Source organism: Pseudomonas sp. XP1 (assembly GCF_053557675.1).
This window is the reverse complement of the sequence record NZ_JBNRIJ010000010.1, coordinates 81,278-97,101: the sequence shown is the minus strand read 5'-3', so window position 1 is coordinate 97,101 and position 15,824 is coordinate 81,278. Positions and strand designations below refer to the sequence as shown.

The window sequence follows — 15,824 nt, the reverse complement described above, 5'->3', positions numbered from 1 at the left end:
CCTGTGGGAGCTGGCTTGCCGGCGATGCAGGCGCCGCAATCTCAGGGCTGGAACGCGCCAATGAAAATCGCCGGATCCACCCGTGCATCATTCAGGCTGACGTTCCAGTGCATGTGCGGCCCTGTAGCCCGCCCGGTCGAGCCCACACGGCCTACCACCTCGCCCCGGCGCAACTGCTGCCCCACCTGCACATCGATCTTCGACATATGGCAGAACATGCTGATAAAGCCCTGCCCGTGGTCGACGAAAACCGTACGGCCATTGAAGAAGTAATCACCCACCAGAATCACCTTGCCATTGGCCGGGGTCTTGATCGGCGTGCCGGCCGGCACCGCGAAGTCCAGCCCCGCATGTGGGTTGCGTTCTTCACCGTTGAAGAAACGGCGCACGCCGAACTTGCTCGAGAGCGGGCCACTGACCGGCTTGTCGAGGATCAGGTTGCTCGGCAGGGTCGGGCTGAAGCTGCGGTATGCCTTGATCTGCTCGGCCAGCTCACGATCGATGCGCTTGAGGTCGGCCGGGTTCGGGTTGACCTGGCGGGTGTTCTTCAGGGTGATGCGCTGTTCGGGATACTTCTTGCTGCCGACCGTGAAGGGCAGGGTACGGCCGCCCTGGCTAAGCACCGCGGTGCCGGGCTTCTGGGTCAGCGGGATGCCAACGATGGCCAGCCAGTTGTCCTGCTCTTTCACCACCAGCACCGGCTTGCCGTCGAAGCGAGCGCTGGGTGCACTGGCGGCGGGGCCGAGGTCGACCACTGCCACGCCGCCGGGTACCGGCTTGTTCAGCGTGCGGGTGATGTAGCTGGCCTGGGCGCCGCCGGCCAGCAGCAGGAGGGAAAGGGCAAGCAGGGGCGCGAGCAGGCGGGGCATGTGTCAGTCCAGAAGTGAGAGAGTGACCGGGGTCAGGTGGTTGTCTTCGACTCGCACCAACAGCTCGCCTTCGTTCAGGCGGGCGGTCAGGCGCTGGCCATTGCGGGTCTGTTCGGCGCTGCGGATGGCCTGGCCCTGTTCGTCCAGCAGGATACTGTAGCCGCGGGCGAGGGTGGCCAGCGGGCTGACCACCTGCAGCGTCTGCAACTGGGCCTGGAAGCGCTGGCGGCGGTCCTTGAGCACCTCGCGCATGGCCCGTGGCAGGCGCTCGGCCAGGCTGTCCAGGCGTTGCCCCAGCAGTTTCAGGGTGCGCCCCGGGTGTTGCGCGGCGAGGCGGGTGTCCAGGCGTGCCAGGCGCTCGTGTCGCTGGTTGAGGTTGAGCATGAATGCACGGCGCAGGCGCATGTCCAGGTCGTCCAGGCGCTGGGCCTGTTGGCGCAGGCGCTCGCCCGGATGGCGCAGACGCCGGGTCAGCGACTCCAGGCGCAGGCGGTCGTGGGTCAGGCGGTTCTGCATGCGCAACAGCAGGCGCCGTTGCAGGCCATCCAGGCGTTGCTGCAGGCCACTGTTGTCGGGGGCCAGCAGCTCGGCAGCGGCAGAGGGTGTGGGCGCGCGCACGTCGGCGACAAAGTCGCTGATCGAGACATCGGTCTCATGGCCCACGGCGCTGACAATCGGCGTGGCACAGGCGGCCACGGCCCGCGCCACGGCTTCTTCGTTGAAGCACCACAGGTCTTCCAGCGAGCCGCCGCCCCGGGCCAGGATCAGCGCATCGAACCCGAGGCTGTCGGCCAGGCGGATGGCGCGCACGATCTGTGCAATGGCTTCTCGGCCCTGCACTGCGGTGGGGATAAGGTTCAGTTCCACCTGCGGGGCACGGCGACCGAACACACTGATGATGTCGCGGATCACTGCACCGGTGGGCGACGTAATGATGCCGATGCGCTGCGGGTGGGCTGGCAGCGGCTGCTTGCGTTCGGCGCTGAACAGCCCCTCGGCACCGAGCTTTTCCTTCAGTGCTTCGAATGCCAGGCGCAAGGCGCCATCACCAGCCGGTTCGACGGTGTCGAGAATCAGCTGGTAGTCGCCACGCCCTTCGAACAGCGAAACCTTGCCGCGTACCCGCACCGCCAGGCCGTCGCGCAGTGCCTGGCGCACCCGCGTGGCGTTTTGCCGGAACAACGCGCAACGTACCTGTGCGCCGCTGTCCTTGAGGGTGAAGTACATGTGGCCGGACGCAGGGCGGGCGAGGTTGGAAATCTCGCCTTCCACCCACACGCTGCGGAACACGTCTTCCAGCAGCACGCGGGCGCGGCCGTTGAGTTGGCTGACGGTAAGAACCTCGCGGTCCAGGCCGAGTCGTTCGAAAGGGTCTCTGATCATGGCGGGCATCATAAAGGACATCGGCCCCGGTTGTCTGTCCCGGCCCTATTCGCCGGCTTGCCGGCGATGGGGCCTTTCAGGCCTGCATCGACGTCACGAACTGGCGCACCATCGAACCTGCATCCCGCCTGCAGGCCATCGCCACAGTACTCTCACACCCTCCCTCCAGCGCCACGAAGCTGACTGAGGCTGGCGCAATCTCACGCATGCATTCCGGCAGCAATGCCACCCCAAACCCTGCCTGAATCAACTGCAACTGGGTGGTCTTGCGCGACAGAACCTGCGCCGCACGCGGGAAAAAGCCCGCCTCCATGCACATCGAGGCCGACAGATAGCTCAGCCCGCCACGGTCCCTGTGCGGAATGGAAATGAAGCGCTCTTCCCGCAGTTGTTCCAGTTTCACCTGTGGCGCGCGGGCCAAGGGATGCCCGGCGGCGACCGCCAGCAGCAGGGCTTCACTGAACACTTCATGCAGCACCACACCTTCATGCTGGCGCAGCACCGGCAAGCGCAGCAGGCCGATATCCAACCGCCCGGCAGCGATATCCTCCAGCTGCGCCTCCGACGACTGCTGGGCAATTTCCAGCGAAACCCCTGGGTTGTCGCGCAAGTAGCCGCCCAGGCGAGCCAGCAACGGGCCGGTCAGCGGTACGGTACTGGAGTGGTTCAGGCGCAGGCTGCCCTGCAGCCCTTCGCCAATGTCGCGGGTAACCCTCTCGGCCTGCGCCAGGTCGGCCAGCAAGCGCCGCGCCCGTTCCAGAAAGGCCTGGCCAGCCAATGTCAGGCGCGGCAGGCGCGCGGTGCGTTCGAACAGCGGCGTGCCCAATTGCTGCTCCAGTTCCTTGATCTGCCGGCTCAGCGCCGACTGGGCGATGTACAGCCGCTCGGCGGCAGCGCTGAAGCTGCCGCATTCGGCGATTTCCACGAAGTAACGCAATTGGCGGATCGACGTCATGTCATGCCTTTTCGAGATGAGTGTGGCAATAAACGCATATTAGTCGGCATGGCTCATGGCTGGCTAACCTTTGCCTGTCTTCCCAGGAACTGCTGCCATGCTCGTCCAACTGTCGTTTTCCGGCCTTGACTGGCTGCCCATCCTGCTTGGTGTCGGCGCTGCCTACATCGTCTTTGGCATCGCCGGTTTCGGCACCGCGCTGGTGGCCGGGCCAGTGCTGATCCACTTCATGCCGCTGTCGCGGATCATTCCGCTGCTGGTGCTGCTGGACTTCGTCGCCGCCTTCGGCAACCTGCTGCCCTCGCGCCGGGATGTCGTGCGCGGCGAGTTGCTGCGGCTGCTGCCGTTCATGGCCATTGGCTGCACGCTGGGTGTGGTATTCCTGCTACAGCTGAAGTCCGACCTGCTGCTGCTGATGATGGGCCTGTTCGTCACAGCCTATGCTCTGTACGGGCTGGCGGTGAAGGTGCGACCGGCCAGTCTGTCGGGGTTCTGGGCAATGCCGATGGGCACGGCAGGCGGGCTGTTTGGCGCCTTGTTCGGTAGCGGCGGCTTCCTTTATGCCCTGTACCTGAGCGCGCGGCTGGGGGTGAAGGAACAGGTGCGCGCTACCCAGAGCGCGCTGATCAGTTGCAGCACGGTGGTGCGTCTGACACTGTTTCTGATCGCAGGCGTCTATGCCGACCAGAACCTGCTGCTGCTCGCCGCCTGCCTGTTGCCGGTGATGCTCGTCGGCCTGTGGATAGGGCGCAGGCTGACCCACCGGCTGTCCCGCGAAGCCTTCGTGCGTCTGGTCACCTGGCTGGTGCTGGCCAGCGGCCTGGCGCTGATCGGTCGCTACCTGAGCGCCTGAGCAGGCGGTAGAATTGCGCCATTACCGCAGTTTTTTCAGGCTTGTCCCGTTCATGAACACCCAGAGCATCATCGTTCCCAAGCTGTCTACCGTCCCGGTGCACGAAGCCCGTGCCCGCGCCATCCTGCGCTGGCTGGTGCGCGAGAAAGTCGTCGAGGAACAGTTGACCACCTGTGGCCGCACCGGCAACCGCATGGGCCATGCGCTGGCCGAAGGTGCCCGCAAAGTGGCCCTGTATCCGGAGAAACTGCCTTTCGGCGAACAGGTCAACGGCCTGGAGGTGATGCTCAAGCGCTGCATCTATACCCCTACCGAAGGTTTCCTCGAAGAGGCCGGTTGCCCCGAATGCCGGCGCGAGGTGGGTGAGCCGCTGTTCGAAAGCCTGGAAGAATGGATGCCGGCGGTGAGCGACAACTTCACCTGCCCGTTGTGCGGCTTCGAAGACGACATCAATGGCTTCATTTACCTGCAGCCATGTGCCTTTTCCAACCTGGGGTTCATCTTCAACAACTGGGGCGAGGCCGGGTTCACCCAGGCCTTTCTCGACAGCTTCGCCGATTGGCTCGACCAGCCGGTGACCGTGGTACAGGTGAAACTGCCACAAGGCTGACCGAAGGCCCTTATTTTGCATTGAGCGGCGCGCCGTGCATGAGTATAATGGCGCGCTTCCATTTTTCCCGCCCGGGAGCCCCCGCGATGCTGCGTATCAGCCAAGAAGCCCTGACCTTCGACGATATCCTCCTTGTACCTGGCTATTCCGAGGTACTGCCCAATGAAGTCAGTCTCAAGACCCGTTTGACCCGCGGCATCGAGCTGAACATTCCGCTGGTTTCCGCCGCCATGGATACCGTGACCGAAGCGCGCCTGGCCATTGCCATGGCCCAGGAAGGCGGCATCGGCATCATCCACAAGAACATGACCATCGAACAGCAGGCCAGCGAAGTCCGCAAGGTCAAGAAGTTCGAGGCTGGCGTGGTCAAGGACCCGATCACCATCGACGCCGACGCCACCGTGCGCGACCTGTTCGACCTGACCCGCCTGAACAACATCTCCGGTGTTCCGGTGCTGGCGAACGGCGATCTGGTCGGCATCGTCACCTCCCGTGACGTGCGCTTCGAAAGCCGCCTGGACGCCAAGGTCCGCGAGGTGATGACCCCGAAAGAGCGTCTGGTCACCGTCCGCGAAGGCGCCGACAAGAACGAAGTCCGCGAGCTGCTGCACAAGCACCGCCTGGAAAAAGTCCTGATCGTCGACGACAAGTTCAACCTCAAGGGCATGATGACCGTCAAGGACATCGAAAAGGCCAAGGCCTACCCGCTGGCCAGCAAGGACGACCAAGGCCGCCTGCGCGTCGGCGCCGCGGTCGGCACCGGCAAGGACACCGGCGAGCGCGTTGCCGCCCTGGTAGCTGCTGGCGTTGACGTGGTGGTGGTCGACACCGCCCACGGTCACTCCAAAGGTGTGATCGACCGCGTTCGCTGGGTCAAGGAAACCTACCCGCAAGTGCAGGTGATCGGCGGCAACATCGCCACCGGCGCTGCCGCCAAGGCTCTGGCCGAGGCTGGCGCTGACGCGGTCAAGGTCGGTATCGGCCCAGGCTCGATCTGCACCACCCGTATCGTTGCCGGCGTCGGCGTGCCGCAAATCAGCGCCATCGCCAACGTTGCCGCTGCACTGGAAGGCACTGGCGTGCCGCTGATCGCCGACGGCGGCATCCGCTTCTCGGGTGACCTGTCCAAGGCCATCGTTGCCGGTGCTTCCTGCGTGATGATGGGTTCGATGTTCGCCGGTACCGAAGAGGCTCCGGGTGAAGTCGAACTGTTCCAGGGCCGTTCCTACAAGGCCTACCGTGGCATGGGCTCCCTGGGTGCCATGGCACAGGCGCAAGGCTCGTCCGACCGCTACTTCCAGGACTCCTCGGCCGGCGCCGAGAAGCTGGTACCGGAAGGCATCGAAGGCCGTGTTCCCTACAAGGGCGCCCTGGCCGCGATCATCCACCAGCTGATGGGCGGCCTGCGTTCGTCCATGGGCTACACCGGCAGCGCAACCATCGAAGAGATGCGCACCAAGCCGGAATTCGTGCGCATCACCGGTGCCGGCATGGCCGAGTCCCACGTGCATGACGTGCAGATCACCAAAGAAGCCCCTAACTACCGCGTAGGCTGAGGCTTCAAGCAATACAAGCATGCGGGGCTGTCATGACAGCCCCGCGTCGTTTCCGATTTCCACTGACGAGATTGAGTCATGGCCCTCGACATTCACGCTCACCGCATCCTGATCCTCGATTTCGGTTCCCAGTACACCCAGCTGATCGCCCGCCGCGTGCGCGAAATCGGCGTGTACTGCGAGCTGCACCCGTTCGACATGGACGATGAAGCGATCCGCGAATTCAACCCGCGCGGCATCATCCTCGCCGGCGGCCCCGAGTCGGTCCACGAAGCCAACAGCCCGCGCGCCCCGCAGGCAGTGTTCGACCTGAACGTACCAGTGCTGGGCATCTGCTACGGCATGCAGACCATGGCCGAGCAGATGGGCGGCAAGGTCGAAGGTTCCGACCTGCGTGAATTCGGTTATGCCCGCGTGGACGTGGTCGGCAAGAGCCGCCTGCTCGACGGCATCGAAGACCACATCGACGCCGACGGCGTGCTGGGCCTGGACGTGTGGATGAGCCACGGCGACAAGGTCACCCAGATGCCGGGCAACTTCCACGTGCTGGCCAGCACCCCGAGCTGCCCGATCGCCGGCATGTTCGACGACGCGCGCGGCTACTACGGCGTGCAGTTCCACCCGGAAGTGACCCACACCAAGCAGGGCGGTCGCATCCTGTCCCGCTTCGTGCAGGACATCTGCGGCTGTGAAGCCCTGTGGACTCCGTCCAACATCGTCGAAGACGCCATTGCCCAGGTGCGTGAGCAGGTCGGTTCGGCCAACGTTTTGCTGGGCCTGTCCGGCGGTGTCGACAGCTCCGTCGTCGCCGCACTGCTGCACCGCGCCATCGGCGACCAGCTGACCTGCGTATTCGTCGACAACGGCCTGCTGCGCCTGCACGAAGGCGACCAGGTGATGGCCATGTTCAAGGAGAACATGGGCGTCAAGGTCATCCGCGCCGACGCTGAAAAGCAGTTCCTCGACAACCTGGCCGGCGAAGCCGACCCGGAGAAGAAGCGCAAGATCATCGGCCGCACCTTCATCGACGTGTTCGATGCCGAAGCCAGCAAGCTGGAAAATATCCAGTTCCTCGCCCAAGGCACCATTTACCCGGACGTGATCGAATCGGCCGGTGCGAAAAGCGGCAAGGCCCACGTGATCAAGTCGCACCACAACGTCGGTGGCCTGCCGGAGGAAATGAACCTCAAGCTGGTCGAGCCGCTGCGTGAACTGTTCAAGGACGAAGTGCGCAAGATCGGCCTGGAGCTGGGCCTGCCGTACGACATGGTCTACCGCCACCCCTTCCCGGGCCCGGGCCTGGGCGTGCGTATCCTCGGTGAAGTGAAGAAGGAATACGCCGACATCCTGCGTCGTGCCGACCACATCTTCATCGAAGAGCTGCGCAAGGCCGACTGGTACCACAAGACCAGCCAGGCATTCGTGGTGTTCCAGCCGGTCAAGTCGGTTGGCGTTGTTGGCGACGGCCGTCGCTACGCCTGGGTCGTGGCACTGCGTGCCGTCGAGACCGTGGACTTCATGACCGCGCGTTGGGCGCACCTGCCGTACGAACTGCTGGAAACCGTCAGCGGCCGTATCATCAACGAAATCGACGGTATCTCGCGCGTTACCTACGACGTGTCGAGCAAGCCGCCAGCGACCATCGAGTGGGAATGATCCCGCCTCGCGGTTAATGAAACGGGCCTGCATTGCAGGCCCGTTTTTTTTGGCCAAGCCCTACTCGGCCCCGGGAGAATGCCCGAAATACGCCTTGTAGGCATGGCAGAAGTTGGCAGGGTTGGCGTAGCCAACATGGTAGGCAACCTGCGATACCTGCCATCGACGCTCCAGCAGAAGGGCGCGGGCCAGTTCCATTCTTTGTTGCCGAACGTATTGCAGGAGCGACCGGCCATACTCGTGGCTGAATGCGCGGCGCATGGTGGTTTCGCTCACCCCCAATTGGCGAGCGAGGGCGGCAGCAGTGGGCGGGGCGTTCAGGTTTTCGTCGAGCTGGCGGCGCGTTTCAACGGCCAGATCGCGGCGCCCCCGGTCCTGAATCTTCTCGACAGACCTGTGCCCGATCAGGTGGCTGGCCAGCTCCAGCACGATGGCCAGGCTCAGGCTCTCGCAATGCAGGCGCCTGAGCCCGCCGGTGTAGGGCGACAGATAGAGCTGCTGGAACAGGCGGCTCACCGCTGGGCACCGCGGCAACTGGTCGAAGCGCATGCCATCGGCGACCAGCGCCAGCAGAGGCTTCAGCTGCGCGTCGTCCCGGGCCAGCTCGTGCAGGTAATCGCCAGCGATACGTACCCCGGCCATGCGGGCGTGACTGTTGGCGGGCAATTGGTCCTGCGCTTCCAGGCTTTCACCAAGGCCCAGCATGTGCAATTGGCCTGGGGCATAACTGTTGAGCCTTCCGTCCACCGTGTGCTGCCACGCCCCGTCGAACACCTGCACGATGCACAGGCTTTGCGGCAGCACCTTGTCGATTCTCAGCGGCTCCGGAAATTGCAGGTTGCAATCGAAGTACTGCAATCCGTCGTGTACCGTCTGCGCCCGATAGTGGCCGGACGCGCTGCCCATCACCCGCGCGCTGCTCGCGTCCAGTACACCGGCCTCGGCGAGTGACCCGGGGCTATCGAATGAAAAGTCGGTGTCGAGGTAGGGGCTGATCGATCGCATGTGCGCTAGGCATCCTTGGCTGAGGGCGGCATGGCCGGAAATGGTAACGCGTGCACATTTTCAGCGACAGCCATTGTGCGCACGGTGCTGTCTGTTGTGCGAACCGGTCAGCGGGGTTGGCTAGACGGGCCAGGCTTATTTCAATGGGCGTTTGTTCCGATTCAGGATGGAAAAGACATGCTCGCTTATCGCAAATGGACTGCCCTTCTGGTGGCTGCGCTCAGCCTGTGGCTGGGCCAGGTTCACGCTGAAGAACGGCCGGAAGTGGCTGACCAGGTAGTTGCCTACATGGGGGCGCAAGGTGCCAAGGTTTGGACGCTGCGCATCGGTGAACGCGCCGCCAACGAAGCGCTGGTACAAATCGAGGGCGTCGATCACGACTGGAACATGCGCATCCAGAAAATGCAGGTGGAGAAAACCAGCAGGGATACCCGTTACTCCACCACCGTGGATGGCAAGAAATACGTTGTGCTGATCATCCAGGGCAACTGGGGCGGCGAACTGTATCTGCCGGGTGAGGCTCAGGCAATGCAGGTCGGCTATTCGGAAGGGCTGTCGCATCAGGGCAATGCCCAGGCATTCCTTACCGATTACCTGGCAGCACAGAACACGGAGGCGCAATGACCATGGGCGATTTCAACGACCCGCTGTCCGAACTGTCTGGCTCGCTCGGTCAGGACTATGAGCAAAGCCGTGCCGCCCAGCGCGACCGAGTGATCGCTGAGCTCAAGCAAGTGATCGAGCGCGTGCCCGAGCAGAGCGAGTTCACCAACTCCCGGCGTTACCGGGTCTGGGGGCCAGTATTGTTGCTGGGTTCACTGATCATCACGGCCGTGACATTCAACCCTGAACGCTTGGGGGCGGTTGCAGCCGGTGTCTTCATAACCTTGATTGCAGCGGCGGTGACCTGGCAACACCGTAATGCCGGTACCCAGGTATTCATGCGCCTGACCCGTCGGCAGTTGTTCGTCGATACGCTGGATGCACCGGTAGACCTGGCGGAAGTGGAAGACGTTTCGGTCAAGGATGAAGGGCTGGTCATGGTGCAGACGCTGGAAATGAGCAGCGAAGCCGTCCTGCCAAAGCATCATGTGGTGAAACTGCAGTTCTTCGGTAACCAGGCCATGGTGTTGAAGAAACCGCGACCGCAGATCCGCATCATGTCCGCAGGCCTGGCCAGCAACGGACGCAAGCTGGGGAACGAGGAAGTGCTCGCGCTGCTGGCAGCCTACCGCGATGCGGCACATGCGCAACGGCAACTGGATCTGTTGCAGAACGATGGATAACGGCGAACGCGAAGCCCACCTCGCGTACCTGCAGGCTCAGGCTGATGGCCCCACCGACAGCTTCGTACTGCTGGAGCATTCGCTCGGCAAGGCGCTGGCATGTGCTGTGATTGGCCTGTTGTTCGGCGCGCTGGGCATATGGCTGACCGCTCTGGCGGTGCGGTTCAGTCACAGTGCCAGCAGCGGTGTCATCTGGCTGATGTCTGGTTTCGGCCTCGGCCTGGCTGGCGTCGGGGTGGCGGGGCTGGCCTGTGCCGTCGTGCTATACCGCCGGCACGGCAAGCGGGTGCTGAGCGTGACACCAGATACCCTGTGCTTCGCCAACGCGCAGGCGCCGACCCCACTGCACGCCTTCGACGGCTTCGAGGTCGAGCAGGGTTACTTCACTACCCGGCTGATCTTTACCGTGTCGGCGTTCAGCCATGCACCAGTGCTGGCACCGGCCTGTTTCAGGGCGCTGGCCTCGCCTGACGCGGTGGTCGTCGCGGGCGGCTTGCGCGTCAGGCTGTGGTTGTGCACGCCCGTCGTGGCCGAGCGCCGCCTTGGCCTGCAGGAACTGGTGGATCTGCTTTATACCTATGTGCAAGCGGCCCAGGCCAGGCGTACGTTGGCGCAGCTGTTTCCGGGTGTGGCGCGTCTGGGTGAAGCGGCCAGATGAGCCTGATCGTGACCATTGGCGCTTTGGGGCAATGAAGCGCTTCGGTTGGGGCCTGATCCTGCTGCTGTTGCCTCTGGTGCTGTTTGGCTGGGGTAAAGTGCAGTACTGGCGGGCTGACACTGCGCAGGATCAGGCCCGGACCATACGGCAATGGCTTGCTGCCCCCAGTGAGACGTTGCTACGGCAATTGCCGTGGGAAGCCCGCAAGGAGCTTGCCAGGCATGTCGATACGCGGCAGGCCCTGCAGCGCCAACTGGACCTGCTCGATGCGGATCGCCACTGGGTAAGCGTACGCAAGGTGATGGCCAGTGTGAGCTGCTGGCTGGCAGTGGCCGCTTTGCTGGCAGGCCTCTGGGCCTGGCTCAAGCTGAAGTTGGACGCCTGGCGGGCGTTGCGCTCTGCGGCCTACCTGTATGAACGCATGATGGCCAACTGGCAGGCCCTGGGCTGTTGCTTGAGTCTCTACATGGTCATGCTTGCCGGTTCGCTGTGCCTGTTGCTGCTCTATGAGGCCAGTTCCGGAGCAAGCCGCGCAGCGCAGGGCGGCATGACGGTGCTGGTCGTGGTGCTGCCGCTGGCCTCAGTCCTGGTTGTGTGTGTTCGCCAGGTATGGCGAATGCGTCGGCACTGGCCGCTGATGCAGTCTCCGACCGCCAGTTTTCTCGCCCGCCCGCTAGGCAGGCAGGCGACGCCAGCGGTGTGGCAGTGGATCGAGACCTTGGCAACACAACTGCACGCGCCTGTCCCGGACCATATCGTGGTCGGCCTTGACCAAGGTTTTTTCGTCACCAGCGTTCCGATCCTGCTGCAGCCCGGTGGGCAGGTCCTCAGGGGGCGCACGTTGTATCTGCCTCTACCTTGCCTGGCCGCCTTGAGCCAGGCCGAGGCGGCCTCGATCATCGGTCACGAACTGGGCCATTTCAGGCGCCGTGATACGGAGCGGGGCAGCGAAACCAGTGCGCGTTTCAGCCTGATGTGCGCGCATTATTCGGCCATGGTCGGCGACGAGGATGCTCCGCGCTGGGTGGTTCGGCCCACCTTGTGGCTGGCCGGGCAGTTCTTGCACCATTTCCAGCTTGCGGTTCATCACTGGGGGCGTGCACAGGAATTGCTGGCTGATCGGGCAGGTGCCGAGGTCGCTGGCCCGAAGCTGTTCGTACAGGCGCTGTTACGGGTGATTGCCCTGGGTCGGGTGATCGACGGCTTGTTGGTCGCACACGGTGGCAGCAACCTTTTGCAGGCGCTGGCAGCGCACCTGCAAGGCACGCCGTTGCAACTGGGCGAGGAAGTGCTGGGGCTGGCCACTACCCATCCGTTCGATACGCACCCCGACCTCGCCACGCGCCTGAGCAACCTGGACATCCTGCTCGACCCGCAATTGCTGCAGGCCGCCTTGCGCGTGCCGTCCGCTGGTGACCAGCAGTGGTTTAATGACCTTTGTCTGGCTCCAGGCAGCACTTGCGATAGCAAGGCTGCGGGCAGCATCCAAAGAGACTTCACTTAATATTTCCCATTTGCAGGTGTATCGTATTCGCCCTTCATCGCCAGCCATGCTGGCAGCTTGATTGCGCAGAACACGAGGTACCCGCACCGATGTCCTTCACCCGTCGACAAATGCTCAAGGGCCTGACCGGCCTGGTTGTGGTTGGCCTGGGCGCCGGTGGCGCGGCGCGTTACTGGCTGGGCAAGGTCGAAGACGACAATGCCGGCCACGACTACGAGCTGATCGCAGCGCCACTGGACGTCGAACTGGTGCCCGGGCACAAGACCGAGGCCTGGGCCTTTGGCCCGTCGGCACCGGGTACCGAGTTGCGCGTGCGCCAGGGTACCTGGCTGCGGGTACGTTTCATCAACCACCTTCCGGTCGAAACCACCATCCACTGGCACGGTATCCGCCTGCCGCTGGAAATGGACGGTGTGCCCTATGTATCTCAACTGCCGGTCAAGCCGGGCGAGTACTTCGACTACAAGTTCCGTGTGCCGGACGCCGGCAGCTACTGGTATCACCCGCATGTCAGCAGTTCCGAGGAGCTGGGCCGTGGCCTGGTCGGCCCGCTGATCGTCGAGGAACGCGAGCCGACCGGGTTCAAGCATGAGCGCACGCTCAGCCTGAAGAACTGGCACGTGGACGAGCAGGGCGCCTGGTTGCCGTTCAGCATCCCGCGTGAGGCGGCGCGCAACGGCACCGCCGGGCGTCTGATCACCATCAATGGCCAGGCCGATTCGGTCACCGAGCTGCCGGCCGGCCAGGTGGTGCGTGTGCGTCTGTTGAACCTCGATAACACCTGGACCTACCGCATCAATCTCAAGGGCAACTGCGAAGCAAGAATCTATGCCCTGGACGGCAACCCGGTAACCCCGCGCCCATTGGACGATGACTACTGGCTCGGTCCAGGCATGCGTATCTGCCTGGCTATCCGTATTCCCGAAGTGGGGGAGGAGATCTCCCTGCGCGACGGTTTCGTGCGCCTGGGCACCCTGCGTTCGGTGGCCAGCAGCGACGCGCCGAGCGACTGGCCGCCGGCGCTACCGCCCAACCCGATCGCCGAGCCTGACCTGGAGAATGCCGAAAAGCTCAACTTCAATTTCGAGTGGGCGGCGAAAGTCTCGGTCACTACGGACCAGGACAGGCCGTCGAGCATGTGGCAGATCAACGGCCAAGCCTGGGATATCACCGACAAGACCTGCGCCGAGCGGCCGATTGCCACGCTGAAGAAGGGCAAGAGCTACATCTTCGAGCTAAAGAACATGACCCAGTACCAGCACCCGATCCACCTGCACGGCATGAGCTTCAAGGTGATCGGTTCCAACCGCCATGACATCAAGGAGCCGTGGTTCACCGATACCTACCTGCTGGGCAAGAACGAGCGCGCCCAGGTGGCGCTGGTGGCGGATAACCCGGGCACCTGGATGTTCCACTGCCATGTCATCGACCACATGGAAACCGGCCTGATGGCCGCGATCGCGGTGGTCTGATGCGCCCGCAGATCATCGATCGCAGTCGCGATCAGGAATTCATGCGCCTGGCCCTGGCCCTGGCTGCCCAAGGCGCGGCCATGGGCGAGGTGCCGGTGGGCGCGGTACTGGTGCAGCATGGGCAGGTGATCGGGCAGGGCTTCAACCGGCCGATCATCGACAGTGACCCCAGTGCGCACGCCGAGATGGTGGCCATTCGCGCGGCGGCGAAATCCGCCAGCAACTACCGGCTACCCGGCAGCACCCTGTATGTGACCCTGGAACCGTGCAGCATGTGTGCGGGGTTGATCGTGCATTCGCGGGTGATGCGGGTGGTGTATGGCGCGCTGGAGCCCAAGGCGGGGATCGTGCAGAGCCAGGGGCAATTCTTCGGGCAGGGCTTCCTGAACCATCGGGTGATGGTGGAGGGCGGGGTGCTGGCGGAGGAGTGCGGGCAGATCCTCAGTGACTTCTTCAAGGCCCGCCGGGCCAAGTCTTGACCTGTTCCGGCCCCTTCGCGGTTTGCCCGCGAAGGGGCCGGTGCAGGCTTACATCGGCGGCGACTGCTCCGCCGGCTTGTCCTTGTTCACCCCGGGCACATGCAGGCTGCCCTCGGCCACCTGGCCTTCGAGCTGCGGCTGGGTCACCCAGGTGAGGATGTCGTAGTAGCGACGGATGTTGGCCACGAAATGCACCGGCTCGCCGCCACGTGCATAGCCGTATTTGGTCTGGCGATACCACTGCTTCTGCGAAAGCCGCGGTAGCATCTTCTTCACGTCCAGCCACTTGTTCGGGTTGAGCTTCTCGCGCTTGGCCAAAGTGCGGGCGTCCTCCAGGTGACCGGTGCCGACGTTGTAGGCGGCCAGGGCGAACCAGGTGCGGTCCGGTTCCTGGATACTGTCGTCGAGCTCTTCCTTGATCTTCATGAAGTACTTGGCGCCGCCCTGGATGCTCTGCTTCGGGTCCAGGCGGTTGGACACGCCCATGGCCTGGGCGGTGCGCTGGGTCAACATCATCAGGCCGCGCACGCCAGTCTTGGAGGTGACCTCGGGCTGCCACATCGATTCCTGGTAACCGATGGCGGCCAGCAGGCGCCAGTCCACCTGCTCGACCTTGGCGTAGCTCTTGAAGTGCTTTTCGTACTTGGGCAGGCGCTGCTGCAGGTGTTGGGCGAAGGTGTAGGCCCCCACATAGCCCAGTACGTCGACATGGCCGTAGTAGCGGTCCTTCAGGCGTTGCAGGGTGCCGTTCTTCTGTGCCTTGTCGAGGAACTCGTTGACCTCGTTGAGCAGGCTGTTGTCTTCACCGGCCGCCACCGCCCAGCGCTGGTCGCGGGTGTCGCCCAGGTCGAAGGCAACCCGCACGTTGGGGAAGTACACCTGGTTCATCGCCAGCTCGTTGGAGTCGACCAGGGTCAGGTCGATCTGGCCTTCGTCGACCATGCGCAGCAGGTCGACCACCTCGACGGCGTCGGACTCTTCGTATTCCAGGCCGGGGTACTGCTTTTTCAGCTCGGCCAACTGGTCGGCGTGGCTGCTGCCCTTGAGCACCATGATCTTCTTGCCCACCAGGCCCTTGGCATTGGTGGGGCGCGTGCGGCCGTTGCGGTAGATGACCTGTGGGGTCACTTCCAGGTAAGGGTGGGAGTACCTCACCTGGGCCTTGCGCCGTTCGCTGGTGACCAGGCCGGCCGCTGCCAGCACCGGGCCGGAGGGCTTGCCAAGGCTGTCGTATAGCTCGTCGAGGTTGTCGGCGGTCTCGATCTGCAGCTTCACGCCCAGATCTTCGGCGAAATGCTGGACCAGCTCGTACTCGAAGCCGGTTTCGCCGTTGCGGTCCTGGAAGTAGGTGGCCGGGCTGTTGCGGGTGATCACGCGCAGCACGCCATCCTCCTTCACGCGCTCGAGGGTGCTGGGTTTTTCAACGCAGGCACCGAGCAGCAGAAAGAGTCCGGTTGCGAAAAGCCATCTGGCGCAACGCTGGCGCAAAGCAGTGTGGGCGAACATAGGTTGCAGTATACGCAAAGGACTGGCCCAAC

The 15,824-nt window shown here is 63.7% G+C and carries 15 protein-coding genes; 10 read left to right on the top strand and 5 right to left on the bottom strand.

All coding sequences use genetic code 11. The features are described from left to right. Positions 1–41: 41 nt before the first annotated feature. The 3 genes from ACK1U9_RS11815 to ACK1U9_RS11805 all read right to left on the bottom strand — a co-directional run bounded on the left by ACK1U9_RS11815 (position 42) and on the right by ACK1U9_RS11805 (position 3,207). Positions 42–869, bottom strand: coding sequence for a M23 family metallopeptidase (locus tag ACK1U9_RS11815; RefSeq protein ID WP_025337876.1), 828 nt, complete (start codon positions 867–869; stop codon positions 42–44). Positions 870–872: 3 nt separating this feature from the next. After that, positions 873–2,252, bottom strand: a complete 1,380-nt coding sequence (gene xseA / locus ACK1U9_RS11810) for an exodeoxyribonuclease VII large subunit (protein ID WP_085600570.1) — start codon at positions 2,250–2,252, stop codon at positions 873–875. A gap of 76 nt (positions 2,253–2,328) precedes the next feature. Then, a complete protein-coding gene (locus ACK1U9_RS11805; RefSeq protein ID WP_085600568.1) occupies positions 2,329–3,207 on the bottom strand; it encodes a LysR substrate-binding domain-containing protein in 879 nt (292 codons plus the stop codon). Positions 3,208–3,304: 97 nt separating this feature from the next. Between ACK1U9_RS11805 and ACK1U9_RS11800 the strand changes: the two genes are divergently transcribed. The 4 genes from ACK1U9_RS11800 to guaA all read left to right on the top strand — a co-directional run bounded on the left by ACK1U9_RS11800 (position 3,305) and on the right by guaA (position 7,882). Next, positions 3,305–4,060 carry a sulfite exporter TauE/SafE family protein gene (locus ACK1U9_RS11800; protein ID WP_085600566.1) on the top strand — a complete coding sequence of 252 codons (756 nt, stop codon included), beginning with the start codon at positions 3,305–3,307 and terminating at the stop codon, positions 4,058–4,060. Between the two features lie 52 nt (positions 4,061–4,112). Beyond that, positions 4,113–4,670 (top strand): hypothetical protein, encoded by a 558-nt coding sequence (locus ACK1U9_RS11795; RefSeq protein WP_046617115.1) that lies wholly within the window; start codon positions 4,113–4,115, stop codon positions 4,668–4,670. Between the two features lie 86 nt (positions 4,671–4,756). Then, a complete protein-coding gene (gene guaB, locus ACK1U9_RS11790; protein ID WP_046617114.1) occupies positions 4,757–6,226 on the top strand; it encodes an IMP dehydrogenase in 1,470 nt (489 codons plus the stop codon). 78 nt (positions 6,227–6,304) lie between these two features. Then, on the top strand, positions 6,305–7,882 hold the full coding sequence (guaA, locus tag ACK1U9_RS11785; protein ID WP_013971139.1) for a glutamine-hydrolyzing GMP synthase: 1,578 nt from the start codon (positions 6,305–6,307) through the stop codon (positions 7,880–7,882). A gap of 60 nt (positions 7,883–7,942) precedes the next feature. Here the strand turns inward: guaA and ACK1U9_RS11780 are convergent, their stop codons facing one another. After that, positions 7,943–8,887 (bottom strand): helix-turn-helix transcriptional regulator, encoded by a 945-nt coding sequence (locus ACK1U9_RS11780; RefSeq protein ID WP_108480189.1) that lies wholly within the window; start codon positions 8,885–8,887, stop codon positions 7,943–7,945. A 177-nt stretch (positions 8,888–9,064) separates the two neighbouring features. Between ACK1U9_RS11780 and ACK1U9_RS11775 the strand changes: the two genes are divergently transcribed. The 6 genes from ACK1U9_RS11775 (at position 9,065) to tadA (ending at position 14,286) form a co-directional block, all read left to right on the top strand. Further along, positions 9,065–9,511 carry a hypothetical protein gene (locus ACK1U9_RS11775; protein ID WP_046617112.1) on the top strand — a complete coding sequence of 149 codons (447 nt, stop codon included), beginning with the start codon at positions 9,065–9,067 and terminating at the stop codon, positions 9,509–9,511. Further along, the gene (locus tag ACK1U9_RS11770) at positions 9,508–10,173 is read left to right on the top strand and encodes a hypothetical protein (protein ID WP_286195487.1); all 666 of its coding nucleotides are present in this window, start codon (positions 9,508–9,510) and stop codon (positions 10,171–10,173) included. The genes ACK1U9_RS11775 and ACK1U9_RS11770 overlap by 4 nt, the downstream gene beginning before the upstream one ends. Next, on the top strand, positions 10,166–10,831 hold the full coding sequence (locus ACK1U9_RS11765) for a hypothetical protein (protein WP_153670693.1): 666 nt from the start codon (positions 10,166–10,168) through the stop codon (positions 10,829–10,831). The genes ACK1U9_RS11770 and ACK1U9_RS11765 overlap by 8 nt, the downstream gene beginning before the upstream one ends. 31 nt (positions 10,832–10,862) lie before the next feature. Next, positions 10,863–12,335, top strand: a complete 1,473-nt coding sequence (locus ACK1U9_RS11760) for a M48 family metallopeptidase (protein WP_108480196.1) — start codon at positions 10,863–10,865, stop codon at positions 12,333–12,335. Between the two features lie 89 nt (positions 12,336–12,424). Beyond that, positions 12,425–13,807 (top strand): multicopper oxidase family protein, encoded by a 1,383-nt coding sequence (locus ACK1U9_RS11755; RefSeq protein WP_046617109.1) that lies wholly within the window; start codon positions 12,425–12,427, stop codon positions 13,805–13,807. Next, positions 13,807–14,286, top strand: a complete 480-nt coding sequence (gene tadA, locus ACK1U9_RS11750; RefSeq protein ID WP_046617108.1) for a tRNA adenosine(34) deaminase TadA — start codon at positions 13,807–13,809, stop codon at positions 14,284–14,286. The genes ACK1U9_RS11755 and tadA overlap by 1 nt, the downstream gene beginning before the upstream one ends. Positions 14,287–14,334: 48 nt before the next feature. On the opposite strand, the gene mltF is transcribed toward tadA, so the two are convergent. Next, positions 14,335–15,792, bottom strand: a complete 1,458-nt coding sequence (gene mltF, locus ACK1U9_RS11745; RefSeq protein ID WP_013971158.1) for a membrane-bound lytic murein transglycosylase MltF — start codon at positions 15,790–15,792, stop codon at positions 14,335–14,337. Positions 15,793–15,824: the final 32 nt, after the last annotated feature.

Coding starts and splice junctions, on each gene's coding strand:
- ACK1U9_RS11805 (WP_085600568.1), bottom strand. CDS start 3,207: ATGACGTCGATCCGCCAATTGCGTTACTTCGTGGAAATCGCCGAATGC.
- xseA (WP_085600570.1), bottom strand. CDS start 2,252: ATGATCAGAGACCCTTTCGAACGACTCGGCCTGGACCGCGAGGTTCTT.
- guaB (WP_046617114.1), top strand. CDS start 4,757: ATGCTGCGTATCAGCCAAGAAGCCCTGACCTTCGACGATATCCTCCTT.
- ACK1U9_RS11755 (WP_046617109.1), top strand. CDS start 12,425: ATGTCCTTCACCCGTCGACAAATGCTCAAGGGCCTGACCGGCCTGGTT.
- tadA (WP_046617108.1), top strand. CDS start 13,807: ATGCGCCCGCAGATCATCGATCGCAGTCGCGATCAGGAATTCATGCGC.
- ACK1U9_RS11770 (WP_286195487.1), top strand. CDS start 9,508: ATGACCATGGGCGATTTCAACGACCCGCTGTCCGAACTGTCTGGCTCG.
- ACK1U9_RS11780 (WP_108480189.1), bottom strand. CDS start 8,887: ATGCGATCGATCAGCCCCTACCTCGACACCGACTTTTCATTCGATAGC.
- mltF (WP_013971158.1), bottom strand. CDS start 15,792: ATGTTCGCCCACACTGCTTTGCGCCAGCGTTGCGCCAGATGGCTTTTC.
- ACK1U9_RS11800 (WP_085600566.1), top strand. CDS start 3,305: ATGCTCGTCCAACTGTCGTTTTCCGGCCTTGACTGGCTGCCCATCCTG.
- guaA (WP_013971139.1), top strand. CDS start 6,305: ATGGCCCTCGACATTCACGCTCACCGCATCCTGATCCTCGATTTCGGT.
- ACK1U9_RS11815 (WP_025337876.1), bottom strand. CDS start 869: ATGCCCCGCCTGCTCGCGCCCCTGCTTGCCCTTTCCCTCCTGCTGCTG.
- ACK1U9_RS11775 (WP_046617112.1), top strand. CDS start 9,065: ATGCTCGCTTATCGCAAATGGACTGCCCTTCTGGTGGCTGCGCTCAGC.
- ACK1U9_RS11765 (WP_153670693.1), top strand. CDS start 10,166: ATGGATAACGGCGAACGCGAAGCCCACCTCGCGTACCTGCAGGCTCAG.
- ACK1U9_RS11760 (WP_108480196.1), top strand. CDS start 10,863: ATGAAGCGCTTCGGTTGGGGCCTGATCCTGCTGCTGTTGCCTCTGGTG.
- ACK1U9_RS11795 (WP_046617115.1), top strand. CDS start 4,113: ATGAACACCCAGAGCATCATCGTTCCCAAGCTGTCTACCGTCCCGGTG.